The following is a 24,671-nucleotide window of genomic DNA, read 5'->3' on the forward strand; positions in this document are numbered from 1 at the left end:
AGGGGACCCCATGACTCTCACTCAGCACGACATCGATCAGGAGATCGCGGCCGAGCACGCCGCGTACGGGAAGCGGCTCGCCGACGGCGGGCCCGTCGAGCATCAGCCGCGGCGCGACTACGCGCCGTACCGGTCCTCCGTGCTCCGGCACCCCAAGCAGCCGCCGGTCACCATCGACGTCGGCAGGGACCCGGAGCTGGTGGAGCTGTCCTCCCCCGCCTTCGGGGAACGGGACATCACCGAGACCGACAACGACCTCACCCGGCAGCACGACGGCGAACCGATCGGTGAGCGCATCACCGTCTCCGGGCGGCTGCTGGACCGCGACGGCCGCCCGGTGCGCGGCCAGCTCGTGGAGGTCTGGCAGGCCAACTCGGCGGGCCGGTACGCCCACCAGCGCGAGCAGCACGACGCCCCGCTGGACCCGAACTTCACCGGCGTGGGCCGCACCCTCACCGACGACGAGGGCCGCTACCGGTTCACCACCATCCAGCCGGGCCCGTACCCGTGGCGCCAGCACCTCAACGCCTGGCGGCCGGCGCACATCCACTTCTCCCTCTTCGGCACGGCGTTCACCCAGCGGCTCGTGACGCAGATGTACTTCCCGAGCGACCCGCTGTTCCCCTACGACCCGATCATCCAGTCCGTGACGGACGACGCGGCCCGGCAGCGACTGGTCGCCACGTACGACCACAGCCTGTCGGTGCCGGAGTTCTCGATGGGCTACCACTGGGACATCGTGCTGGACGGCCCGCACGCCACCTGGATCGAAGAAGGACGCTGACCAGCCATGACGAAGATCGACCCCAGCCGGCCGGAGAGCGTGCTGCCCACCCCCTCGCACACCGTCGGCCCGTTCTACGGCCACGCCCTGCCGTTCCGCGGCGGCGAGGACATCGCACCCCTCGGCCACCCCGACACGGTCACCGTGCACGGCCACGTCACCGACGGCGAGGGCGGGCCGCTGCCGGACGCCCTGATCGAACTGTGGGGTCCTGACCCCGACGGCAACCTGCCGAAGGTGGACGGCTCCATGCGGCGCGACCCGGCCTCGGGCGGCTTCCTCGGGCGCAACGGCGTGGAGTTCACCGGCTGGGGGCGCATCCAGACCGACGCGAACGGCCACTGGTACGCGCGCACCCTGCGGCCCGGCGCTCGCGGGCGGAGCGCCCCGTACATCAGCGTGTGCGTCTTCGCGCGCGGGCTGCTCGTGCACCTGTACACCCGGATCTACCTGCCGGGCGACACGGCGGCGCTCGCCGCCGATCCGCTGCTGTCCGGGCTTGAGGACGCCCGCCGCGACACGCTGATCGCCGCGCGGGAGGGGAACGGCACGTACCGTTTCGACATCCGCCTTCAGGGCGAAGGCGAGACGGTCTTCCTGGAGTTCCAGTGACAGCTCCCTCCGGCGACACCGGGCTGCTCGCCCCCGGGTGGGCCGAATCGGCTGCCGCGGCCGCCACCGGCGACCACGCCTATCTGCGGGCGCTGCTCGACGCGGAGGCCGCGCTGACCCGCGCCCAGGCCGCGACGGGGCTCGCCCCGGCCGAGGCGGCGACGGCGGTGACCGAGGCCGCCCGGACCGGTGCCTTCGACGTGCGGTCCCTCTCCGAACGGGCCCGCGCGGGCGGCAATCCCGTCATCCCCCTGGTCGCGGATCTGACGAGGGCCGTGGGCGGGGCGTACGGCCCCTACGTGCACCGGGGCGCGACCAGCCAGGACATCATGGACACGGCGACGATGCTGGTCGCCGCGCGGACCCTCGGCCCGGTCCTCTCCGACCTCGGCCGTACCGAGCAGGCGCTGTCCCGGCTGGCCGCCGAGCACCGCGACACCGCGATGCCGGGGCGGACCCTCACCCAGCACGCCGTGCCGACCACGTTCGGGCTGAAGGCGGCCGGGTGGCGGTCGCTGACGCTGGACGCCCGGGACCGGTTGCGGGCCGTACGGGAATCACTGCCCGTCCAACTCGGCGGCGCGGCGGGCACGCTGGCGGCCTTCGGGGCGTACGGCGCGAGCGATCCCGCCGGGCTGCCGGAGGCGTACGCCCGCGAGCTCGGTCTGCGTGCGCCCGCCCTGCCGTGGCACACCCTGCGGACGCCGATCGGCGATCTCGCCGGGTGCCTGGCCTTCACGGCGGGTGCGCTCGGCAAACTCGCCGTGGACGTCCTCACCCTGTCGCGCACCGAGATCGCCGAGGTCGTGGAGGGCAATGGCGGCGGTTCGTCCGCCATGCCGCACAAGTCCAACCCCGTACGGTCCACCCTGATCGCGTCGGCCGCGCGGCGGGCACCCCAGCTCGCGGCCACCCTCTACGGCGCGATGACCGCGGAGGACGAGCGTCCGGCCGGGGCCTGGCACGCCGAATGGGAGCCGCTGCGGGATCTGCTGCGGCTGGTCGGCGGAGCCGCCCGGGACGCCGCAGAACTGGCGGAGGGGCTGCGGGTCAGGCCCGAGGCCATGCGCGAACACCTGGACCTCACCCATGGGTTGATCGTGTCCGAGCGGCTCTCCGCCGAACTGACCCCGGTGCTGGGCCGCGCCCGCGCCAAGGAACTCCTCACCCGGCTCGCCGCCGAGGGACAACCGATCGCCGAAGCACCGGAGTTGGCGGACTCCGACCTCGATCCCACCCACTACACGGGTTCCGCCGGGACCCTCACCGACCGTGCTCTGGAGCGACGTTGACCCTCCTGAACCACCACATCGAAGGTCCCGGCACCGCTCCCCCTCTGCTGCTCGGTCCCTCACTCGGCACGTCGTACGCCCTGTGGGACGAGATCGCGCCCGAGCTGTCGATCACCCACCGGGTCGTGCGCTGGGATCTGCCGGGGCACGGCGGTTCGGCGGCCCGTCTCATCGGGGCGGGCGCGACGGTCGGTGACCTCGCCGGGCTGGTGCTGGCGCTCGCCGACTCGCTCGGCATCGAGCGGTTCGCGTACGCGGGTGTGTCGCTGGGCGGGGCCGTGGGGCTGCACCTCGCGGTGCACCATCCGCAGCGGCTGTCGTCCCTGGCCGTGATCTGCTCGTCGGCGCACTTCAACGGTGCCGGGCCGTGGGAGGAGCGGGCCGCGCTGGTGCGACGGGAGGGCCTGGCCCGGCTGGCGGACAACGCCGACGCGCGCTGGTTCACCGGCGGCTTCACCGTGCCCCGCCTGGTCCGGGACCACCGGAACGCCGACCCGGAGGCGTACGCCGCCTGCTGTGACGCGCTCGCCGCGTTCGACCTGCGCGACCGGCTGGACGGCATCACCGTGCCGACCCTGCTGGTCGCCGGCCGCGAGGACCCGGCGACACCACCCGCGCATCTGCGGGAGATCGCCGACGCGGTGCCGGGCGCGACGCTCGTGGAGCTGCCCGGCGCCTCGCACCTGGCACCCGCGCAGTGCCCACAGGCGGTGCTGACCGCGCTGCGCGCCCACTTCGGTCAGGAGGCCCCGCGGGGCATGGCCGTACGGCGCGAGGTGCTCGGCGACGCGCACGTCGACCGGGCGCAGAACCGGCAGACCCCCTTCACCGCCCGCTTCCAGGACTTCATCTCGCGCTACGCCTGGGGCGAGATCTGGACCGACCCGACCTTGTCGCGCCGCGAACGCAGCATGATCACCCTCACCGCGCTGGTCGCGCACGGCCACTACGACGAGCTGGCCCTGCACGTCCGCGCCGCGCGCCGCAACGGGCTCACCCCGGAGGAGATCGGCGCGGTGCTGCTGCAGACGGCGGTGTACTGCGGGGTACCGGCGGCCAACTCGGCGTTCTCGACGGCCCAGCGGGTGCTGGCGGAAGAGGACGGCGCCTAGCACCGAAGGGTGACTGCGCCGGTCGTAGGCCCGGCCGGGTCTCGCACCCGCCTTCCTCGCGTGCCCACGGTGGGGGCATGTCCAGTCCTGCGCGCGGGGCCGGGCGTGAGCTGAGCGCCGACGGACACGAGCTGCGGCTGACGGTCGACTCCCTGGCGCCGGTCGCGCCGGCCCGCGCCCTGCCGCCGGTGCTGCGCGCGGACGCGCCCGCCCGGATCGTCGACGTCGGCTCGGCCGGACAGGAACCGCTCGACTTCGCCGACCCGGAGCTCACCCGCCGCCGCAGCGGCCTGTCCGCGCACTGCCACAGCGAGTTCGCTCGCCGCGCACACCTTCGCCCTCGCCGGGGAGCTCCGGGGCAGCGGCGTCGCGGTGAACGTGCCGCGCCCCGCGACCCACATGGACACGGCGGTGGTCGTCGAAGTCGCGGCCCATACCCAGGTCGGGCGCGAAGCCGCACGGGCGGACGAGGCGGCCTACGACCTCGGAGCGCGGGGGCGCCTCACGACGGTGACCGGCCAGTTGCCGCGCGCGTGAACTACGCCGTGCCGACACCGCCCCTGAGCGCTGCCCGGGCCCGCTCCGCCAGTCCGTCGGCCCCGCACGAGACCGCCAGGTTTAGGCCGCGCCGCAGGTCGGCCGCCGAGCGGGCGGCGATGCCGTACTCGACGCGTGCCGCCGCGTGCTCGTACTGGCAGGGCGAGGCCTCCAGGTACGTCACGGCCTGGGCGTAGAGCCGGACCGCCCGCTGGCCGGTCTCCAGGTCGGCGGCGCAGCGCAAGGCCTCTCCTATGGCCGTGTCCGTGCCGAAGCGCTCGGCCTGGCGGCGGACGTCGACGGCGAGCCGGGCGGCCCGGTCCGGGTCCTCGGTGCTGAGGGCGCGGGCGAGGTCGGTCGCCCAGGGGACGAGCACCGGATTGTGGTGGCCGCGGGCTGCCGCCGCCTTCTCGGCGGCCTCCAGTTCGTTGATGCCGTCCTTGGTGCGTCCGACGGCCAGAAGCAGCCGGCCGCGCACCGAGCGCGGGTCGGGCAGGACGATGGTGGACGGGTAGGGCGGGGCGAAACCGTGGCGTTCGGCGACCTCCCAAGCCTGCTCGACATGGCCGCGCGCCAGCAGGGTGTCGACGAGGCTGCAGGTCGCGGACCAGTACAGCGGCAGGCCGCGGCCGACGCGCTCGGCGAGGCGCAGCGACTCGCGCAGGGACGCCTCCGCCTCCTTCAGCCGGCCCCGCCTGCGGTGGCCTATCCCCACGTAGGCGTGGGCCAGGGCGAGGTGGCCGCCGCTCCAGCCGGCCGTCTCGTAGGCGCGCAGCGCCTCGTTGTAGAGGGTCTCGGCGCGGTCGAGGCGGTCGGTGAAGCCGTACGCGTTGGCCAGCATCAGCAGCAGTTCGATGCCCCACTCGGTGTCGGTCCAGCCGAGTCCGGGGGCCAGCCGGCCGTTCACCAGGGCGCGGTCGCACAGCTCTGCGACCTCCTCCGCGTTCTCGCCGTGCATCAGGGCGTCGAAGCCGCGCAGGATGAGCAGGGCGCGTTCGGCGTTGTCCCGGCCGGTGCAGCTGCTCGCGAGGTCGGCGAGCCGCTGGGAGCGGCCGGGTGAGGTGGCCTCACCGGCGTGCAGGCCCTCCCACATGAAGTGCGCGGCCTGCAGCCGCATCCGGGCCGGCCCGGGTTGCAGCCGGGCGGCCTCCGCCTCGACGGTGCGTACGGCCTCCTCGAGCTGGTCGTTGTGGAGCAGCGCCTGGGAGAGCCGGAAGACGGCGTCCACCCGCTGATCGCCGTCGAGACCCGGCATGGCGAGCGCGGCCCGCAGATGGCCGATGGTGCGGGCGGGCGCGGTGAGGAAAGTCGCCCCGGCCAGCTCGTAGAGCACGTGGGGGTGGGACTCGGGCCGGGGTGGCTCCTTGAGGGCCCGTTCGAGGCAGCGGCGGGCGGCGTCGGGGGCGCCGACGGCGAGGTGCTCGCGGGCGGCCTCGCGCAGTTGCGCGACGAGTTCCTCGTCGTCGTCCGGGTGGACTTCGAGGAGGTGGCGGGCGGCGGCCGCGGCGCCGTGCCCCTCGTCGGTGACGATGCGGGCGGCGATGCCGTGCATGGCGGTCCGCAGGGCATCGGGGATGGAGTTGTAGACGTCGGTGGCGATCAGCGGGTGGACGAACTCCAGGTCGCCGTCGGCGCTGCGGCCGGTCGCGGGGTCGGGTTCGGTGAGGATGCGTGCGGTGCGCAGCAGTTCGGCGCAACGCCGGGCATCGTCCGGGCGCAGGGTGGCGAGCTTGGCGACCAGGCCGACGGAGATGTTGGTGCCGAGGATGGCGGCGGCCCAGGCGAACCTGGTGGCGTCGATGCCGAGTTCCTCCAGCCGGGCGACGAGACCGCCGCCGCGGGCCGAGCGGTTCAGTTCACGCAGTTCGCCGGCCCGGGCCTCGATCGGTTCGAGTTCGCTCTCCCGCACCTTGGCGAGGAGTTCGACGGTCTCAAAGGGGTTTCCGGCGGTGACGGCCCAGACCTCGCGGCAGAACGCGGCGTCGGCGTGCTTGCCCAGGGTGGCGCGGGTGAGCCCGGCCGTGGCGTCCGGGTGAGGGCGCTCAGGGTGGTGACGGGGCCGTCGGCGGCGGCGGCGACGGTGTCGAGGTGGCGGGCGCTCGCGCCGGAGACGTCCCCGGGACGGCGGGTGACGACGATCAGGACGGACATCTCGTCGAGGCGTTCGGCGAGCCCCGCGAGCCAGTGCAGGGTCTCCTGGTCGGCCCAGTGGGCGTCGTCGATCAGCAGCACCAGCGGCCAGTCCCGGCGGGCGAGCCGGCGCACGGCCGCGACCAGGCCGTCGCACACGCCCTGCGGGTCGGCCTGCCGGTCTTTGGGGTCCGCTATGCCGAGGGCGGGGCCGGCGATGTCGTACCAGTCGCCGAGGTACTCGCGGGCCTCCTCCGGCAGCATCGACACCAGCGCCGGCTGCAGCAACTGCCGTACCACGTTGAAGGGGACCGACCTGAGGGTCTCGCCGCCGCGCGCCGACCAGACCGTGCACCTGCGGGCCTCCGCGATGCGGCGGGTTTCGGCCAGCAGCGCGGTCTTACCGAGACCGGCCTCGCCGCGGAAGACCAGCAGTCCGCCGGACGAGGCGCGGTCCGCGCACAGCGCGTCGACCGCCCGCGTGACGGCGGCGACCTCCTCGTCACGCTCCCACAGGGAAGCCGAGGCCGCGGCCGCCGGCCGTACCTCCGTCATCCCGCTACCTCCTCAAGTCGCCCGAACGACGTACAGACGTCGAGCGTAGCCGTCCGATTGCCTGAGTGGAGGATGGTCGGGGCACCTCTTGCCGTGACGGGTGACACCGGGAGCGACCCGGCGACGCACTCGGCCCACCACCAGCCGCCTTCGAGTCAACGGCCTTTGGTGGCAAGGGAGGTGACGCTCATTCAGTGACGACGGGACACACGGGGCGGCAGCCGGGCGCTGATCGTGCGATCGGTGGGCGATCTCATCGAGTGGTACGAGTCGGCGTCTACGGCTGCTTCGCGACGATCAGCGCGGCGCGCTTCTGCACGCCGGAGGGCGGCGGCCAGGCCGGGACCCTGGTGAGGACGTACGCGTCCGTCGCGCTCGCGTTCTCCTTCCGGCCCGTCGGGGGCGGCGTTTTTCGGCCGACCGGGCGACCGGGCCGGGCGGCGTCCGGTGCTGGTCCCGGTGATCATGCTGATGACGGTCGCGACGGCACTCGTCGGTGTACTGCCCACGTACGCGCAGGCGAGTGGGCCGGCGCCCTGGCTGCTCACGCTCTGCGGGTGCTCCAAGGTCACTTCGGGAGGCGGGACGCGCAACCCGGTGCTGATGGCGATGCTCGGGGAGTCGCTGCGCGGGGTGCCGGTGCGCACGTCGGACGAGCTGGGGCTGCCGTCGGACGCAAAGGAGGCGTACGCCTTCGCGGTGCTGGGGTTTTCCGACCCCGCACGGGCTGCCGGGCACGGAACCGGCGAGCACGGGGCCCGGCGTCCCAGTGTGCTGGGGTCGGTGACACCGGGCCGGGACGGACCGCGGCTTCCGCCGCCCGCGGCTCGGCAGCCCACGCGGCTGCTCCTGGAATAACCGGTTCCGACTCCTCTCATGCCTCTTTCACCGACGCCTCATACGGTGGGGGCATGACGCAGGAGACTCCTCCCGGGTGGTACGCAGACCCCGGACAGACAAGTGACGGGCCCGCCACCGAGCGCTGGTGGGACGGCAAGGCCTGGACGGACCGCATCCGTCCGGCTCAGCCGCCCGCGACCTGGGGTCCCCCGACGGGCCCGGCATCCGCCGGGACGGCACCGACGGATCGGACCTCCCCTGGCGGGGCACCGACGGCACCGGACGCCACGGCGCCCTCGGCGGACCCGGCACCGGCTGAGCGTCCGGCTGCCGCCGACGGGCCGGGAGGCGGACCGACCGACGCCAGGACGCCGGGAGCCGGTCCGACCGACACCAGGACGCCGGGAGCCGCCAAGACACGGGGAGCCGGTCCGACCGGCGCCGCGGAGCAGGGGGCCGGGCACCCGACGAGCGCCGGGGGTGCTGCCGCGGGCGGGCAGACGATCGACGCCGGGCAGCCGAGCGGGCACGGGCAGGGCGGAGCCGGGCAGACGGCGGGCGCCGGAGGCCTGGGCGCCGCCGGGCAGCCCGCAGGCACCTGGGACCCGGGTATCGCCGGGCAGCCGAACGGGCACGGGCAGGGCGGAGCCGGGCAGCCGGCAGGCGTCTGGGGCTTTGGAGCCGCCGGGGCATCGGGTGCGGTCGGGCAGCCTGGGGCCGGTGGGCCGGCGAGCGGTGGCGCGTACCCGGGGGCTGCCGGGTATCCCGCCTATCCCGCCTACCCCGCCTCACCTCCCGGCGGAAAGGGGCGGCGGCTGCGCACGGGTGCCGCCGTCACCGCGGCCGTGGTCGTCCTCGCCTGCATAGGTGTGGGCGTGTACGCGCTGACGGACAACGGCGGCGGGAGCGGTTCGCCCACCTCGCAGGGACCGGGCGGGCCGGGCGCACCCGGGGGGCCGGGCGGATCCGGAGGTTCCGGCGGGTCCGGGGGCCCCGATGGTGACGGCGGCTCCGGCGGGCAGAGTCCGCAGCCCGAGCGGTCCGAGCCGCCGAAGATCCGCAGCGGGTCGGTGACCGACGCGCTCAGCGGGATCAGCCTGCCGATACCGAAGGGCTGGTACGGCCGGCAGGCCAAGGCCGGTGCGCAGGTGACGTCCGACGACTCCTACAAGTGCCCCGGCGACACCTCCTCGACCTGCACGAAGGGCGGGGCCTACTCGGCACCGGCCCTGGCCCTCGGCACCAGGGGCGAGACCGCCGAGGAGATCGCGAAGGCGGACATCGCGGCGAACGCCGAGGAGTCCTACGGGGGCAAGTCCTACGGCGGGATCACCTCCCACGACGTGCTGGACTCCAAGGCCGTGACCGTGGCCGGGCAGAAGGGTTACCTGGTCCGCTGGAAGGCGGTGACGAGCAAGGGCGCCGACGGCATCGTGGAGTCGCTCGCGTTCCCCTCCCCCGCGAACCCGAAGCGGATGGTCGTCGTGCGGGTCGGCGTCGACGCCGACCAGAAGGAGACCGTGCTCGACGAGATCACCAAGGGCATCAAGGTGTCGTTGGGCGGTGGCAACGGCCAGGACGTCTGACGGCCGGCGCCCGCGGACACCGAGCGGCCGTTGGGGGTGCCCCTGCCGCTCACAGGGGCACCTCACCGCGGCTACGCGGTGATGATCGCCGGGTCGCTCACCCCCGGCTGCCCGTTCTCGACGTGGCCCGCGAACCGCCGCAGGAACGCCTTGTCGCCCTCGGCGGTGACGGTCAGGTCGTACCAGCGGCGGCTGGCGGCGAGATCCACCGTCCGGCGCGCCTTCGCGCCCGGGCGGAGGGTGACGGTGGAGGGCCGGCCGCCGTAGCCGCTGGAGAGCTTCAGACGGGCCGGGCCGGAGCCCTTGTTGGTGAAGGTCAGTTCGATGTCGTCGCCGGTGTGGCGGGCGGTGACCTCGCAGCCGGCCGTCCTGTTCGAGCCCTTGAAGACGCGCACGAAGCCGTTCGGGCCGTGCACGGTCAGGTCGTAGGAGCCCGCGGAGTACGCCGAGTTCCAGGTGTCGGAGAGCGTCTTGCCGGCCTCGGTGGTGTACGTCCAGGGGCCGTCGGTGCGGTTGCCGGACGTGATGTGGAAGGCGGCGCCGGCCTTCGCGCCGGAGGCGAAGGTGAGGGTGAGCTTCCCGGCGGCCGCGTCGACCGAGGCATCCACGTGCGGGGCGTACTTGAGGGGCCGGGCGCGGCGCAGACCGCGTTCCTGCCGGGGCATGCGCGGGTCGGCGGGCGGGATCGGCCGGTAGTCGGGGTGACGTTCGCGGTCCTGCGGCTCGTAGTCGTCGGTACCGGGCAGCGGGGCCGGGCGGGGGTCCTTGCGGGAGAAGTCGAAGGCGGCCGTCAGGTCACCGCAGACGGCGCGGCGCCAGGGCGAGATGTTGGGCTCGCGCACACCGAAGCGGCGTTCCATGAACCGCAGGATCGAGGTGTGGTCGAGTGTCTCGGAGCAGACGTAGCCGCCCTTGCTCCACGGCGAGACGACCAGCATCGGCACCCGCGGGCCGAGGCCGTACGGGCCGGCCGTGTTCTTGCCGTCCCCCGGGAAGAGGTCGAGGGAGACGTCCACCGTGGACAGGCCGCGGGAGGCGTCCTTCGGCGGCAGCGGCGGCACCACGTGGTCGAAGAAGCCGTCGTTCTCGTCGTAGGTGATGAACAGGGCCGTCTTCGACCAGACCTCCGGGTTGGAGGTGAGGGCGTCCAGGACTTGGGCGATGTACCAGGCGCCGTAGTTCGAGGGCCAGTTGGAGTGCTCGGAGAAGGCCTCGGGGGCGGCGATCCAGGAGATCTGGGGCAGCTTGCCGGTCTTGACGTCGGCGCGCAGCAGATCGAAGTAGCCCTCTCCGGCCTTGACGTTCGTGCCGGTACGGGCCTTGTCGTACCACGGGTCGCCGGGCCGGGCGTTGCGGTACGTGTTGAAGTACAGCAGCGAGTTGTCGCCGTAGTTGCCGCGGTAGGCGTCCTGGATCCATCCCCAGGAGCCCCGGGCGTCGAGGCCGTCACCGATGTCCTGGTAGATCTTCCAGGAGACGCCGGCCTGCTCCAGGCGCTCGGGGTAGGTGGTCCAGCCGTAGCCGAGCTCGGCGTTGTCCAGGACCGGGCCGCCGCCGGTGCCGTCGTTGCCGGTGCACCCGGACCACATGTAGTAGCGGTTGGGATCGGTGGAGCCGATGAACGAGCAGTGGTAGGCGTCGCAGACGGTGAAGGCGTCGGCGAGGGCGTAGTGGAAGGGGATGTCCTCGCGGGTCAGGTACGCCATGGTCGTGGTGCCCTTGGCGGGCACCCACCGGTCGTACGTGCCGCCGTTGTAGGCCTGCTGGCCGTCGGGCCAGGAGTGCGGCAGGCCCTCCAGGAACTGCATGCCCAGATCGTCGGCGTCCGGGTGGAACGGCAGGATCTCCTTGCCGTCCTTCTCCTGGTGCCAGATCGGCTTGCCGTTGTCGAGGGTGACCGGACGCGGGTCGCCGAAGCCGCGGACGCCTCTCAGGGTGCCGAAGTAGTGGTCGAACGAACGGTTCTCCTGCATGAGGACGACGATGTGCTCGACGTCCCGGATCGACCCGGTGCGGTGGTTCGCCGGAAGGGCGGCGGCGCGCTGGATGCTGGCGGACAGCGCACTGAACGCCGTGGTCGCACCCGCGAGTTGGAGGAAGCGGCGCCGGTTGACTTCGGACATGAAGGACAGACCTCTCATCCTGAGCTGCGGGATGGCCGGAACGTGTCGGAATCTGCGCGCAAGGAGTGTTTCAGGGACACCGAACGACAAGGAAGGGATGCATGACCCTCGTGTGAAAGCCGCCGGTACGCCAGGTGTGCGGTGGACACGGTGGGCGGAGAGCAACTGACCGCTGCCCTCACGGCAGCGCGCCGCGGTGCCCGCTTCGCGCTGGACGGTGCGCTGTCCGGCAGGTGTCCCCCACGAGGGGCGGTGGCAGCGCACCGGTCGGCATCGACACGTTCCTCGTCATCACCCAGGGGATCACGCTGCTCGGCTACAGCGGCACCGACCACCCCGAAGTGGCGGAGCCGCGTGAGGCGGCCCGCGGGATGATCGGCTGCGTTGCCGTACACGTGCGTGAGGCAATCGCACGAACAGCAGGCGAATTGAAGTCAACTGGCTCGGGCGCGTACGACAACGACAACAGGGCCTTCCGGAACCGCTCGGGATGGGGTCGCACCCCCGAGCTACAGGAGGCCCTGCCTTCATGCACGTATCGGCGGAAGATCACCCGCCCAGGAACTTCGTTCGGCTTGCACGATCCAAGGTCGGTTGGGAGACGGCTGCTCAGTCATCCGCCGAGCGGATGTCGCCTCCGTTGGGTCCAGCGATGGTTCCTTGGCCGTCCGAAGCATCGTTCACGCGGCTGCGGGAGTCGAAGTAATGAACTCGCCAGATGGCGTTGAGGTAGTAGGTACTGCCGTCGGAGCGCCTTCCCCCGTAGACGTTGTCCCTGTTACCGGTCTCACAGTAGAGATACAGCTCCTTGTTGTGGCTGTTGACCTCCAGCTGGATGCGGTCACCGACGCGGATAGCCCGCTTGCCGCCGACGGTGAGATTGTCAGTGATGGTGACGTTGTTGCCGGGCAAGACGTTGACGTGGCTGTTGATTTCGAGCGGTTCGCCGTACGGGCCGCGGAGTTCGGCGATTCGGACGATCCCATTCCCGACGGCGTTGAGGTTGCCGTTGGCGGTGAGCGTGCCACCGACGGTGACGTTGTTGCCGGGCAAGACGTTGACGTGGCTGTCGATTTTGAGCGGTTCGCCGTACGGGCCGCGGAGGTCGGCGATTCGGACGATCCCATTCCCGACGGCGTTGAGGTTGCCGTTGGCGGTGAGCGTGCCACCGACGGTGACGGCGCCGATGGTCGTGATGCTGTTGCTGAAGGTGCTCGCCCCGTTGACGTTCAGGGCCGCGTCGACCTTCAGGCCCGCGTTCTGGCTGACCCGCAGCGGGTTGCTGCCCGCGCCGCGCACCGATCCGGCCACCGTCAGGTCCTTGGCGGTGTTGGTGAGGCTGACGCTGTCGGCGAATGTGGCCGGGCCTTGGACGGTGAGGTTCCTGACGACGAGGTCAGGAATGCGTACGGTGACCGCCGTGGTCAGGGTGTGGGTGAGGGTGACGCCACCGGTTGTGACTTCGGCGCGGAGCATGAAGCCGGTGACGGTGGTCAGGCCGCGCGGGGTGGACCAGACACGTACCTTGTCGACGGAGACTCCGGCGGGGGTGTCGCCCCAGTGCATCGTGTACTTCGCGTCCGAGCCCTCCCAGCGGAGCACGGCGACCTCACCGTTCTCCACCATGATCTTCTCTGGCGCGAAATTCCGGAACACGAACCCGGCCGGGAACTTGTCCACCTCGACCGCAGCATCCTTGTTGGTGAAGCTCCCGTTCGTCCTTGACGAACTCTCGATGATCGCGATGGAGACCTGACCCGCCGTGCGGTTGACTGCGATGTTGGACAGAGTGAGGGTGACGATCTGCCCGGTGAACTGCACCGCGCGGGCCGGGGTGAAGGTGATGACCGCGAAGCCGCCGGAGACGGCGGGAGCGGACGGCGTCCAGCCGGTGCTGGCACCGGTCTTGATGTCGGCGCCTTCGGTGGTGAGGTGCTCGGCCCCCGCGCCGACCGGCACCCGGACGGTGATTTTGTTGCACCAGGCCGACGTGGTGATCCCGCCGCCGACATTGATGTTGACGGAGCCGTATTCGGTTTCCTCGGCGGAGCTCACCCGCAACGGCTTCGGGTCGGTCGACGGTTCGTACGGCAGCAGGTTGGTGGCGTTCACCATGACAACGCTCATGCAACGGCCTTTCTGTCAACGGAGGTTCAGGACGTTTCGGTCGCGTCGAGCAGCAGGTATCCATACCGGGTCTCCGCCTGCGGATCCCCGAAGTGCGCCGCGGAATCAGCCGGAACGATCGGCAGCTCCACCCACTCGGTCTCCGATCCGCGCGGCTCAGCCCAACTCCACGTTCCGTGCCACGACGCGGGCTGCGGCAGCACCACGCCTGCCTCCGTCGGTTCCTCTCCCGCCCGCGCCCGCCGGGCTTCCTCGGCCTTGTCGACCCGCTCGGCCGCGAGCAGTGGGCCGAGCCGGAAGGACGCCCGGATCCGCCGCATCGCCTCGGACACCAGGTCGTCGGGCAGCCGGACCTTGGTCACCGGGAGGATGTCCGTGGTGGCATGCACCGCCGCGTACGGATCCATCAGCAGCGTCAGGTGGTGCGTCACCGGCTGGTCCGGGGTGCGCGCGGGCACGGCCAGGCCGTGGCCTTTGTCGATCGGGGTCAGGTAGCCCCCGCCGCCCTGCGGCATGACCGCGTGGAAGAGCTCGTACGAGGTCTCCTGGTCGGGCCCGGTCGCCCCGGCGAAGTATCCGATGAGGCCGTCGCCGAGCCGTTTCTCGTTGCCGAGCCGGACCGGCCAGTGGTAGCCGTCGTACTCCTCCTCCGACTCTCCAAGGACCTGGTCCCAGCTCGGGTTGCTCAGCAGCGGCCCTTCGAGCTCGACGCCCAGATCGGCGCGCACCAGCGCGAGCGGGCGGCCGATCAGCCGCAGCGGAGAGCCGTCCTCCTGGGCCGCGTCGTCGAGGACGGTGTCGAGGGTCTGGTCGATGGTGTCGAGCAGACCGGTGAGTGCGGCGGCGGGTTTGTCCTTCAGGGTGCGGACGAACCGGGCCAGGTGCGGCATGGCGTCCTCGAACTCCTGGGCTTCGACGTCGGGATGGGGCGAGCCGGGGAGCGGTAGCCACACGCTGTCGTCCGCGCCGTCGATGTCCTTGACGACGCGGAGTTCGCCGAGGGAGACGCCGTCGGGTCCGTGGACGACGAGGGTCTGGTCGAGATGGTTGAGCAGCAGCCAGCCGGCCAGGGGGTTTTCCGTCGTGGCCGCGCGGGCCATCGGCGAGAGCCGCTGTCCGTCCACGGCGCGTACGGTCTCCAGCCGCAGTCGGGCGCCCTGGAGAAGGCGCGGCCCGAGCTGGACGAAGCGGGCCGTGCCGATGAGGTCCTCGTGCAGGACGCTGTCGGGGGTAACGCTCTCCGCGAGGGTGAGGGGGACCTGTTCGTAGTTGCCGCTGTTGACGATGTCGTAGGTGCGCCCGAAGCGGTCGACGATGCGCAGGTCGTGGAAGGTGAATTGGCCGGCGCGGACCGGCTGGAACGGTGTTCCTGGGTCGTCGGCGGGCGGTTCGAGCGGGCCGCCTTCCGGGACGCTCTGGATGTCGCCGACGAGCCTGGCGATGGCCTCGGGGACGTGCACGGTGGTCCTGGCGGTGGAGTCCTGCTGGACGAGCCAGTCGTGGAAGCCGTCGAGGCGCTGGGAGAGCATTCCTGGGTGGCCGAGTTCCTCGCGCAGGGCGAGCAGGCCTTCGGCGGGAGCGCCGGAGTAGGTGTCGAGGTAGCGGTCGATCTGCTTCTGCAGGACCCACGGCACGCTCGGGGTGAGGAACGCCCGGTTCTTGAAGGTGAGCCAGCGCAGGTTGGCTTCGCCGCCGCCGGGCTGGGCTCCCCGGCCGGACCATTCGTAGCGGCTGCCGTTGAAGGTCCAGTAGGTGGTGTCACCGGCCTGGAAGGGCGTGGGGCAGTACTTCAGTTCGTATTCGAGGTGCATGGGCAGCCAGGGCTGCTGCCACGGCGCGGTGTGCTCGGGGACGGGCCCGGCGACGGCGGCGGGGTCCTTGAGCGCCGCGTCGAGAGCGCCGGGGACCCGGGCCACCTGGTCCAGGAGGGCGAACTCGGCGAGCAGCGGGGTGCAGGCGTCGGGGAGTCCGGCCAGTCCCGGGCTGGGCGGAGTGGTGGGCCGGTCGTAGGTCGCGCCGCCGACGGTGATCCGGGTGATCAGGGCCTCGGGAAAGCGGCAGGGCAGCGGGGTGTCCCGGGTGAGGGGTTCCTTGGCACCGGTGTCCTTGATGAGCACGACCGGGTCGGCGGGGCGGTAGTAGGACTCGCGGGCGGTGCGCTCCAACTGGTAGCGCGGGTCGAGTCCGCGTTCGGTCGCGTACTTCGCGATGTCGGCCGCGAGTTCCTCCGGGGTACCGCCGGTGGGCAGTTGCCTCGACAGCACGAACCGCTCGTCGAGCAAAGCCTTGGTCCGCCCGGCCAGACTCGTCGCATCGCTCTCGTCGAGCTGGACATCAGCTGCGGCGTCGAACCCTGCGGGGTGCTCAGGGGTGAACGGGGGAACCGGCTTGTTGCGCAGCCACCAGATGTTCCACAGGCGCTGCTGGGAGCGGCGGAGCCTGGGCATGAGGTCGTCGTACTGCCGTTGTGCATCGTTGAGTTCGGTCAGCCACCCGGGTTCCGGCGGCGGGGGCGGCAGCTCGTCGTCGCCCTCGACGGGGCGCGCGGTCACCCTCCACACATGGCCGCCGTCGGAGCCGGAGAACCAGGAGTGATGGGTGAGGGTGTCGAGGTCCTCTTCGCCGTCGGCGGTGTCGAGTGTTTCGAGGGTGCCGTGGAAGAGGGAGCGTACGAGGTCCCCGGTGCGCGCGGACCGGGTCTGGCGGGCGGCCAGCCGGCCGAGGGCTTCGGCGCTGCTGCTGCCCAGCGTGAGGATCTTGCTGAGCTCGATGTTGCTCGGTTTGTCGGACTCGTGGGTGGCGCCTTCGCGCTGCCAGTCGACTCCCAGCGCCGAGCCGCTGTAGAGGGTGCGGTCCAGGGCGTCGGCGGCGGTGCCTTCGGGGATGTTCCAGCCGAGGGCTTCGAGGAGGTCGGCCGTCCCGTCCGCGTCCGGCGGGAGCAGGCCGGGCACGGACGCGGCGCGGTTGAGGTAGTCGAGGGCGTCGTCGCTGTACCAGCCGACGACGAAGTAGCTCAGCGTCGCGTCGGGCGGGTAATTGTCCAGGTCGCCTTTGAGGTCCTCAAGGGTGTCGTGGAGGGAGAACACGTCTTTGTTGTACGGCTGGTAGGCCGCGAAGCCGGGCAGTCCGGGCCCGGCCGCGGTCAGGTGTGGCTTCTGGGCGGGTGGTTCGGTCCACGGCGCCTGGGTGAGGTCGTGGCGGCGGCCGAGGAAGGTCAGCTCCAGCGGAGCGCCCTCCGGCGTATCGGGGTTCGGGTGCTTGGTGGTGCCGTAGATGTCGTTGCCGTCGGCGTCCTGGACCGGGCGGCTCTCCAGGTAGTCGCTCTGCACGATCCACCCGACGGCTTTGCGGTCCGCCGCCGCCGCTGTGGTGCTGTAGCGCACGACCAGCCAGCGGTTGGGGACGAAGGGGAAGGTCGTCTCCCCCGTCGTCTGGTCGTAGTGCCCGTTGGCCAGCGCCTCGGGCAGCTGCCAGTGGACGTAGACGCCTTCGCTATCCGGGCCCATGGTCTCGGTGCCGACGCCGGGGGGCGGTTCCGCGCTCGCGCCCTCCTCGATCATGGCGTCGAAGTTCGGTGTCCACCGGTTGAACGTCTCGGCGGTGCGGGTCAGCCGGTTGACGACAAGGGCGTTCACCTTGACGGGGACGATCAGGTCCGTGGCGCTCATCAGGCGGTCTCCGTCCGGGCAGCGGTGCCGGTGGGGCTGAGGATTTCCTGTTCCAGCGGGGCGTTGACGAGTTCCAGGGCCAGTTGGCCGGGGTCCAGGTCGGTGAGTCCGAACTCCCGGGCCAGGGCGGGCACCAGGCCGCCGGTGCCGAACATCTGAAGCACCGCGGGTCCGGTGTCCGGGTCGGAGCGCAGGTGGAGGTCGAAGAGGCTGCCGGTGGCGGGGTAGTAGGTCTCCAGCGGGGTGCCGATCGGCGGGTCGGTGGCCAGGCTGCGCAGGCCGAGGCGGTTCCCGGCGTCGATGCCGTAGTGGATGCCCTGTCCCGGTTCGCGGATGACGACCTTGTCGGGAACGCCGTCCCACAGGATGAGCATGATCCTCTTGTCTGGTTTGGCGCGGCGCAGTTCGGTGAGGACGGTGCCGTCCCTGAGGTAGGCGTTGACCTTGATGTCCGGCCAGGCGGGGATGAGTTCGGAGTGGATGAGCAGTCCGCCGGCGGCTCGCTTCGTGCTGCCCGACCGGGCGGTGGCTCGGTTGAGTACGGTGGCGAGGCGGCTGTCGACGGAGGTGTGCACGCCGACGTCGGCGGCTCCGGCGACGAGCGCGTCCAGCCAGCCCTGGTCGAGGCGGAACATCCGCAGGGATTCCAGGGGCAGCATGCGCGGGTCGGGCACGAGGTGGTGGAACGGCACGCCCTGGAGCAGGCCGAGGCGGGCCTGCCAGGCGGCGATGGCCTCGGCGTTGCGTTCCGCGGTGGTCCGCAGCAGGGAGACGGCGCGTTCTTCCGCGAGCACGGACCTTGACTGTGCACGTGTCACTCTCGGCTGCGGTGCCCTGCGTCCGGCGTCGTCCGGGAGCTGGGGGCACGTGAGCCCGGTGCTGAGCCGCTCGCGGAAGCGTGCGGAGGCGAGTTCACGCAGCGCGCCGAGGGCGGGCGGGGCATCCGGGTCGACCGAGGCGCGCGCCGGATCTCCGGCCAGCGCCATCAGCGTCGTCGCCCGGTTGGCGAGTTCGCGGCGGGCCCGGCTGACGGCGGTGGTGTATTCGGGGTCGGCCAGGCCGATGGTGCGACCGAGAGTCCAGGCGACGGCATAGCTGACGTCGAAGATCCCGTGCTCGGGCTCGTAGATGAGCGCATGGTCGGAGGTGGTGTGCGGGCCGGGGCTGTGCTCGGTGGGCACGTCAAAGGCGGTGACCGGCGTGGCCGGGCCGCGGTACCAGGCGAAGGTGCGTTCGCCGGAGAGGGTCAGCTGCGGGACGGCGGTGTAGCCGAGTGCAAGGCGGTCGCGGACATAGTCGTCCTCGGGGTCGTCGGTGACCGGTGCGGTCACCGGCAGCCGCAGGGCGAGTTCCTCGGGCTCCTCGGCGCCGGGGGCGACGAGGTTCTCCAGCAGCGCTCCGGGGTCGGCGGCGGGCCCTTCGCTGCTGGTGAAGCTCCAGCTGTGCAGCGAGCACAGGCGGACGGCCGTGGTGCCGCCGGGCAGGGTGCCGGACAGGCGGCCCTCGAAGCCTTCGAGGGAGACGAGGTGGACGGCGTAGTTGCCGGGGTTGTGGGGGAAGCGGTTGGCGTTGACGACCGCGTACTCCCCTTCTTCGAGGACTTCGCCGTCGGCCCGGGTCTTGTTCGCGTCGACGACTTTGCGGACGTGGGCGAGGTAGTACATCTCGTCGTCGCGCGGGGCGACCGCGTTGAAGAGGTCCGCCGGGACGTCGATGGTTTGGCACTTGGTCCGAGCCTCAGCCTCGTCGACGCCGCCGGACGGCAGGTTCGGGCCCTTGACCCCCGCCTCGGCAGGGTTGCGGAGCTCCTCGACGGTGCGCAGCACGGTGTCCCCGGACGCGGCGGGGTCGTCGGGCAGTTCGTTCTCGCCGAAGACGAGCAGGGCGAGCCAGGGCGGGCGGGCCGGGGGCTGCTCGGCGCGGGTTCCGGCGAGGTTGCGTTCCCAGGGCAGGATCGACCGGCTGAGGGTGATGTGCGGCAGGGTCCTGGTGTAGGCGCCGGTGCTCTCGCGCGGCGGGTAGTAGGCGTGGACGGACGCTTCGCTGAGCACGAAGCGGACGGCCTTGATCTCGAAGGTCTCCTCGGACGGGAGCAGCTTGTCCTGGGCGTCCAGTTCGCCGCCGGGGTCGCTGAGGGTGTTCTTGACCACGACCCGGTAGTCGCCGGGGGTGGCACGTGGAATCAGGTGGTCGAGGAAGTGGATGCGCAGATCCGGTTCAGCGGTCACGGCCGGTCACCTCGTCACGGTGGTGGTCAGGGGCGGGGTGGTCAGGCTGCGGCCGGCGAGTGCGGCGTAGCCGGTGAGCGGACTGTCGGTGTCGGCGCCGGGTCCCGCGCCGAGCCGGGCGAGGGTGCTGAGCACGGCGGTACGGCGGGCCTTGACGGTGGGGGCGGCGACGGTGTCGACGATGATCCGGACGCTCTGGTCGTCGGCCCGCGGCTCGGGCCCGGCGGGGTCGGACACGCGCAGGGGCATGCGACCGTCCGGGAGTCCTTCGTACGAGAGCGCCTTCGAGGTGACGGCCCCGGTATCGGTGCCGTAGTCCGGCTCGGGGAGGGTGATCCTCAGTCCGGTGAGGCGGTTTTCGAGCAGCTGGTCGCCGTCGAGCGCATCACCGGGTTTGGCCAGGGGCTTGCCCCACAGGCCGGGGGCGACCGTGCCGGTGACCGGCTTGACCACCCAGTGATGGTCGGTGGGGTGGAAGGTCCTGCCGTCCTTGGTGATGGTGACCCGGTGGGCGGAGGTGACACCGGTCTTCCGCATGGGGCGGATGTCGATGCTCCCCTCGTCGGACTGCTTGATCAGCCGTTCATTGATGTACAGGTGCGAGGCGGGGATGCCGGATTCGGTGGTGAAGGTGAATCCGGCCGAGGAGACGAGGGTCGGTTTCTTGGTGGCCTCGCGCCGGGCGATCTCGCCTTGGTCGGCGTCGGCGAGCAGGCCCTCGTTGGGGATGACCCGGGCGGGTGCGGGGATCTGGGTGCGGAACTCGGGCCAGTCCACGGTGGGGGTGTTGTCGCGGGAGGAGCCGAAGCCGAAGCTGAAGGAGATGAACCAGAGTTTGACGGTGGCCCGGCCCCCGAAGGGCGGCAGCCACAGGTGGAGGTCGATGCCGACCTCGACGGAGATGCGGACCCGGACGAACCAGACCTTGATGGTGGCCGCGACACCGATGCTGATGCCGAGCCGGACATCGAGGTAGAAGGGTTTCCACTGGACCAGCACGTCGAGGTGTGCGGTGAACCACGCGGAGAAGATGCCCTTGTCGTAGACGGCGGCCAGGCGCCCGCCGAACATGAGCGCGGCGGGGGTGATCGCGGCGTAGGCCTCGGCCCGCACGGTGATGTCGCTGGCCGGGGACCACACGAACCCGAGTCGCTTGGGCCGGGGATAGTGCGTGGGGATGTTGTAGTCGGGGTGGTAGCCGCCGAGGCTGATGGCGAAGTCCCCGGCGTGGCCTCCGCCGGTCCAGACGTAGACGGCAATGCCACCGGTGAGTTCGATCGACGGATCGAGCACATGGCTGCCGGGCAGCAGAGCCACGTCCATGGACAGGCAGTGCTCGGCGGAGCTGAAGCCGAGGCTCAGACCGATGTTCACCCTGGCGATGGCCCGGGCGCTCGGGTTGAGGGTGCGCGGCAGGCTGACGGAGGTGCGGCCGAGCAGCATGGCCTTGACGGAGTCGCCGAATTCGATGACGGCGAGGGCCTTGGTCTCGATGAAGCCGAAACTGGTGAACTTCACCCCGGCGGCGACCCAGTACTGGCCCTCGGTGGGGCGGATCCAGCCGGTGGGTCCGGTGAGGGCCTTGAGCGCGTCCTCGGGGGTGTACGGCGTCGGGGCCGGCATGCCGGGCAGGGCCTGGGCCGCGTCCAGCCGTGCCACCAGAGGGAATTCGGCGATCTCGGCGCCGGTGGGGACCTTCTTGAACGAGCTGTTGATCCCGAATCCGGCGGAGAAACCGGTGACGGTGAAGGGCGGCGGACCGAAGACCGAGGCGCCACCGAGGAGGGAGATCTCACCGTAGATGAAGACTGAGTGCCAGCCTTCGACGCTGCGTGCCCACACGGCCTGGGCGCCGAGTTCGACCGCCGTCGCCTGAACCAGGACCAGTCCGGCGAGTTCGAAGCCGAGGGTGGGGTCGTCAGGTGTCTTGTTGAGCAGTCCGCCCTTGAAGCCGATGAGCCCGTCGGCGGCGGTGGCTTCGATGTTCATGCCGTGCAGGAAAGGCAGCAGCGGGAAGCCGCCGCTCATGCCGACGTAGAAGCCGAGTCCGGCGACCTGCCAGGTGAGAGAACCGATCGTGACCTGGCCCTGGAGCTCGATCAGCAGGCCCTTTTTGAAGTCGTAGCGGAATACGATCGACGAGAGGTAGACCGGCCCGAACTGCTTGCCGATCACAAACTCGTATGCGAGCTTCGGCTTCTCCGGGCTCTCCGGATCCGGTCCGAACTTCGGCGGGACGGTGATCACCAGCGCCGGAGTCGGCTTGCCCATGACCGCCAGGTAGACCGCCGCACTCACCTTCTTGCCCAGCGGGACCCCAGCTGCCGCGTTCACCACCGGCAACTGCTGGAGCGGGCCGAGGTTGTACTCCGTGACGACCCGATTGATCTTGATGACGTCTTCGGCGCTGAGGTTCTCGGAGACGTACATGATCTGGAGCGCGGGCAGGGACAGCAGCCCGTTGCCGATCATCGGTCCGACCACCGGCAGCCCGGAACCGTCCCAGTCCGTGCGGGCCCGGACCATGGCGACGGTGGTGGCCTTGGGTTTGCCGTCCTGGCCGGTGCGGCCGAGCACCGTGGTCCGCAGCACCAGCAGTTCCACCGGGTTCGCGCCGGTGCCGTGGTCCACCGGCGCTTCGGCGGTGACCATCAGGTTGTCCCTCTTGCCCATCGGATGCTGGTGCAGCTGCACCCGCTCCAGCCAGTCGACCAGCGGTCCGGGCAGTTCTACCCCGTACTCGCCGAGGGCTTCGAGCAGCGGGGTGATCAGCAGCGGCGGTCCGTCGAGGGGCTGGGCCGTGCCGATGGACTCCTTGCGCAGTTCGGCGCGGAACTCCAGCGGGTCAGCGACCGCCCCGCCGAGCTGGAAGCCCACCCAGGGCCCGGTGCCGGGGCACCGTCCTGCCGCGGCCGCGGCCTGCCCGGCGGCCAGCAGGACCCGCAGTGACCGGCCGCCGGACAGTCCGGACAAGTCGACGCGGGCGACGGCGGTCTGGAGCAGCCAGGTCGCCGGGCTCGCCTCGAAGAGCAGCGCGTCGACCGCCGTGCCGGTGGCGAAGAACCGGGCACTGGCCGGCATCTCCTCACCGGCCAAAGTGACTTTGCCGGTCACTGTCAGAGCGGCGCTGTCGGCAGTCGCCTCAGTGAGGGTCAGAATGCCGCTGGGCAGGTGCTCCAGGGACTCGGACTCGCCGCTCAGCCCGAGCCGCCCGGTGTCGAGTTCGAACGTACCGGCACCCTCCGCCGGGAACAGTGCAACCAGTTCGTCGACCGTCAGCGCCATGGGTGACCCCCGCCTGTAGACACGGTTTGGTGAGGCGCCCGCGGAAATGCGGGGCCCCTGTGCCGTTATGTGCCATTACGGAAATAAAATAGGCGAGGGTCACGGAAACATCAATACGGAGCGTGCGGGTGGCACAGCCATACGGCCAATACGTCTGGAAAACACCGGCCAGGAACCTGGAAATGGCCACCTCTTTCCCGCCAAACGTTCTTTTACGTGAGGGAATTTAGGATATTTTACGGGCCGCCGAAAGCGGACATCTAATCGAAGGGCCGTTCGGAGAATCGATTCGGTCAGCGCATTCGAAGACGACCGAGCCCGCTGCCCGCTCCACTTCGCCATCCCGCCGTCCCGAATGAATTGCCGAATCGCGGAATTCGGCCATGTGCCCCTAGGGTGGCGTCAAAGTCAGTTGATCAGGTAGCGGGGCGGTCCAGACCGACGAGCGGATGATCCGACCGTGGGAACGCTCGGTTTGGACGTGCTCCTCCGCTTCGGGGACGGCGGGTGTCAGAGCTGCGTGGACCCGGGCGAGCGGGGCCGCCTGGTTGCCCTTGTCCGGGCGTAGTCGCGCCCGGACGGGACGCCCGAGCGTGGTCACCGCGCCCTCCCGGCGGGACCGGGCGGGCGTGACGCTGTTCCAGCAGGTAGGCGACGGTGCCGCGCAGGTGGTGATCGGGGTCGACGTTCTGGAACATCCGTCGGGGTGCTGCTACAGGTCAAAGCTGGGCGTAGGTGTGCCGGAAGGCGTAGGGGAACACCCGTGCCGGGTCGAAGGGCTTGCCGTGTTCGTCGGCCACGGCGAACTGGTCGAGCCAGGTCTGAAGCCAGTAGCCGATCGTGCTGCTGTCGTAGGGCCGCTCGCCGAGCGCGTGGGCGCGGGAGCGGCGCGGGGTGGGAACAGCACCATGCGGGTGGATCGGGGCCGTCCGGCTTCGTGGTACGCCTTTGTGGTCGATTCCGCGCGGGTCCGGCCGAAGCGCAGGTGGCAGAGGAAGCCGTCCACGTCATCGACGACCCTCAAGGTGGGCCCGGCAAGAACCGTCCAGAAGGCCAGGGTGTCAGTGACCTCGACCCGCAGGATCTCGGCGGTCGGCCTGTCCGCAGCGAACATTAGTGGAGGTCACAGCTCAATCACTCAACGACGTCACCGGTGTTGGAACCGTGCGCGAGTGCACCAAGGGGCACATGGATGATCCGACTCACTGGACCGCCTGCCCACGAACGGCACGAGTCAGTCGACGCTCAGACGCGGTTCGTAGAAGGATCCCGGGCATCGAACGGGAATCTCAAGAACGCAGAACTGTTCGAGGGGCGGCACGTCCGCACCGTCGTCGTGGAATTGCCGCACCAGTGACAGATCGCCGCCGCGCTTCACGGGTCGGCGCGCGAAACGAAACGAGGTGAGGTCCGCACGCGGATCGGAGACGCGGCGGCGGCAGCCGAACCATCCCGCGGGCGCTGCGGTTCCACGAAGAGCGCGGCCTCCCCGCGCACGGCCACCGGCCAACGCCGGTACGGAACGCACGAGGTGGCACACGTCCGCGCCATCCGTGACCTCCTGGCCCTCGGCCTCACCCCGTCCAGGACCGGCGCGACATCGCCACCGGTCCAGCTCGTGGTAGACGATCCGCAACGGCGCTGTGCCCGCGCCGACGCGGTCTCCCTGGCTTTCGGCGTGGTCGAAACGCCGGCCTGCGGCAATCGATCCGCGATCGCGATCGGCTGAGGCGGCTGCGCGACCGCCTGGCACAGCGGACAGGACAGGTGCAGGTTTCCCCGGGGCCGCTCC

The 24,671-nt window shown here is 71.1% G+C and carries 13 protein-coding genes and 2 pseudogenes; 9 read left to right on the forward strand and 6 right to left on the reverse strand.

All coding sequences use genetic code 11. The annotated features are described in order from the left end of the window. Nucleotides 1-10 precede the first annotated feature (10 nt). From pcaH to ACIQHQ_RS07370, 5 genes are all read left to right on the forward strand, one after another. Entirely contained in the window at nt 11-784 is a 774-nt protein-coding gene (pcaH, locus tag ACIQHQ_RS07350; protein WP_402610769.1) for a protocatechuate 3,4-dioxygenase subunit beta, read from the forward strand. A gap of 6 nt (nt 785-790) precedes the next feature. After that, complete coding sequence (pcaG, locus tag ACIQHQ_RS07355; RefSeq protein WP_402610770.1) at nt 791-1,396, forward strand: protocatechuate 3,4-dioxygenase subunit alpha; 606 nt, start codon at nt 791-793, stop codon at nt 1,394-1,396. Further along, on the forward strand, nt 1,393-2,688 hold the full coding sequence (gene pcaB / locus ACIQHQ_RS07360) for a 3-carboxy-cis,cis-muconate cycloisomerase (protein WP_402610771.1): 1,296 nt from the start codon (nt 1,393-1,395) through the stop codon (nt 2,686-2,688). The genes pcaG and pcaB overlap by 4 nt, the downstream gene beginning before the upstream one ends. Continuing rightward, nucleotides 2,685-3,800: a 3-oxoadipate enol-lactonase gene (pcaD, locus tag ACIQHQ_RS07365; protein WP_402610772.1), complete on the forward strand. Its 1,116-nt coding sequence runs from the start codon at nt 2,685-2,687 to the stop codon at nt 3,798-3,800. The genes pcaB and pcaD overlap by 4 nt, the downstream gene beginning before the upstream one ends. A gap of 372 nt (nt 3,801-4,172) precedes the next feature. Further along, nucleotides 4,173-4,337 carry a hypothetical protein gene (locus ACIQHQ_RS07370; RefSeq protein WP_402610773.1) on the forward strand — a complete coding sequence of 55 codons (165 nt, stop codon included), beginning with the start codon at nt 4,173-4,175 and terminating at the stop codon, nt 4,335-4,337. A gap of 1 nt (nt 4,338) precedes the next feature. Here ACIQHQ_RS07370 and ACIQHQ_RS07375 read toward each other — a convergent pair. Further along, a pseudogene (locus tag ACIQHQ_RS07375) lies at nt 4,339-7,022 on the reverse strand (ATP-binding protein). Nucleotides 7,023-7,469: 447 nt separating this feature from the next. Between ACIQHQ_RS07375 and ACIQHQ_RS07380 the strand changes: the two are divergent. The 3 genes and pseudogenes from ACIQHQ_RS07380 (at nt 7,470) to ACIQHQ_RS07390 (ending at nt 9,448) form a co-directional block, all read left to right on the forward strand. Continuing rightward, nucleotides 7,470-7,880, forward strand: coding sequence for an anhydro-N-acetylmuramic acid kinase (locus ACIQHQ_RS07380; RefSeq protein ID WP_402610774.1), 411 nt, complete (start codon nt 7,470-7,472; stop codon nt 7,878-7,880). 53 nt (nt 7,881-7,933) lie between these two features. Beyond that, nucleotides 7,934-8,050 (forward strand): annotated as a pseudogene (locus ACIQHQ_RS07385) (DUF2510 domain-containing protein); the annotation flags it as partial. Nucleotides 8,051-8,473: 423 nt separating this feature from the next. Further along, nucleotides 8,474-9,448 carry a hypothetical protein gene (locus ACIQHQ_RS07390; RefSeq protein ID WP_402611591.1) on the forward strand — a complete coding sequence of 325 codons (975 nt, stop codon included), beginning with the start codon at nt 8,474-8,476 and terminating at the stop codon, nt 9,446-9,448. A gap of 71 nt (nt 9,449-9,519) precedes the next feature. On the opposite strand, the gene ACIQHQ_RS07395 is transcribed toward ACIQHQ_RS07390, so the two are convergent. The 5 genes from ACIQHQ_RS07395 to ACIQHQ_RS07415 all read right to left on the reverse strand — a co-directional run bounded on the left by ACIQHQ_RS07395 (nt 9,520) and on the right by ACIQHQ_RS07415 (nt 22,879). After that, entirely contained in the window at nt 9,520-11,571 is a 2,052-nt protein-coding gene (locus tag ACIQHQ_RS07395; protein WP_402610775.1) for a phosphocholine-specific phospholipase C, read from the reverse strand. Nucleotides 11,572-12,180: 609 nt separating this feature from the next. Beyond that, entirely contained in the window at nt 12,181-13,698 is a 1,518-nt protein-coding gene (locus ACIQHQ_RS07400) for a hypothetical protein (protein ID WP_402610776.1), read from the reverse strand. A 26-nt stretch (nt 13,699-13,724) separates the two neighbouring features. Then, nucleotides 13,725-17,366, reverse strand: coding sequence for a hypothetical protein (locus ACIQHQ_RS07405; protein WP_402610777.1), 3,642 nt, complete (start codon nt 17,364-17,366; stop codon nt 13,725-13,727). Next, a complete protein-coding gene (locus tag ACIQHQ_RS07410) occupies nt 17,366-19,594 on the reverse strand; it encodes a hypothetical protein (RefSeq protein WP_402610778.1) in 2,229 nt (742 codons plus the stop codon). The genes ACIQHQ_RS07405 and ACIQHQ_RS07410 overlap by 1 nt, the downstream gene beginning before the upstream one ends. 6 nt (nt 19,595-19,600) lie before the next feature. Continuing rightward, nucleotides 19,601-22,879 (reverse strand): DUF6603 domain-containing protein, encoded by a 3,279-nt coding sequence (locus tag ACIQHQ_RS07415; RefSeq protein WP_402610779.1) that lies wholly within the window; start codon nt 22,877-22,879, stop codon nt 19,601-19,603. Between the two features lie 1,531 nt (nt 22,880-24,410). Between ACIQHQ_RS07415 and ACIQHQ_RS07420 the strand changes: the two genes are divergently transcribed. Beyond that, nucleotides 24,411-24,608, forward strand: a complete 198-nt coding sequence (locus ACIQHQ_RS07420; RefSeq protein WP_402610780.1) for a hypothetical protein — start codon at nt 24,411-24,413, stop codon at nt 24,606-24,608. Nucleotides 24,609-24,671 lie beyond the last annotated feature (63 nt).

Source organism: Streptomyces sp. NPDC092370 (assembly GCF_044755265.1).
Lineage (GTDB): Bacteria > Actinomycetota > Actinomycetes > Streptomycetales > Streptomycetaceae > Streptomyces.

What these genes read in the sequence shown, in the direction of transcription:
- pcaH (WP_402610769.1), top strand. Translation starts at nt 11, where the DNA reads ATGACTCTCACTCAGCACGACATCGATCAGGAGATCGCGGCCGAGCAC.
- pcaG (WP_402610770.1), top strand. Translation starts at nt 791, where the DNA reads ATGACGAAGATCGACCCCAGCCGGCCGGAGAGCGTGCTGCCCACCCCC.
- ACIQHQ_RS07395 (WP_402610775.1), bottom strand. Translation starts at nt 11,571, where the DNA reads ATGTCCGAAGTCAACCGGCGCCGCTTCCTCCAACTCGCGGGTGCGACC.
- ACIQHQ_RS07400 (WP_402610776.1), bottom strand. Translation starts at nt 13,698, where the DNA reads ATGAGCGTTGTCATGGTGAACGCCACCAACCTGCTGCCGTACGAACCG.
- ACIQHQ_RS07405 (WP_402610777.1), bottom strand. Translation starts at nt 17,366, where the DNA reads ATGAGCGCCACGGACCTGATCGTCCCCGTCAAGGTGAACGCCCTTGTC.
- ACIQHQ_RS07415 (WP_402610779.1), bottom strand. Translation starts at nt 22,879, where the DNA reads ATGGCGCTGACGGTCGACGAACTGGTTGCACTGTTCCCGGCGGAGGGT.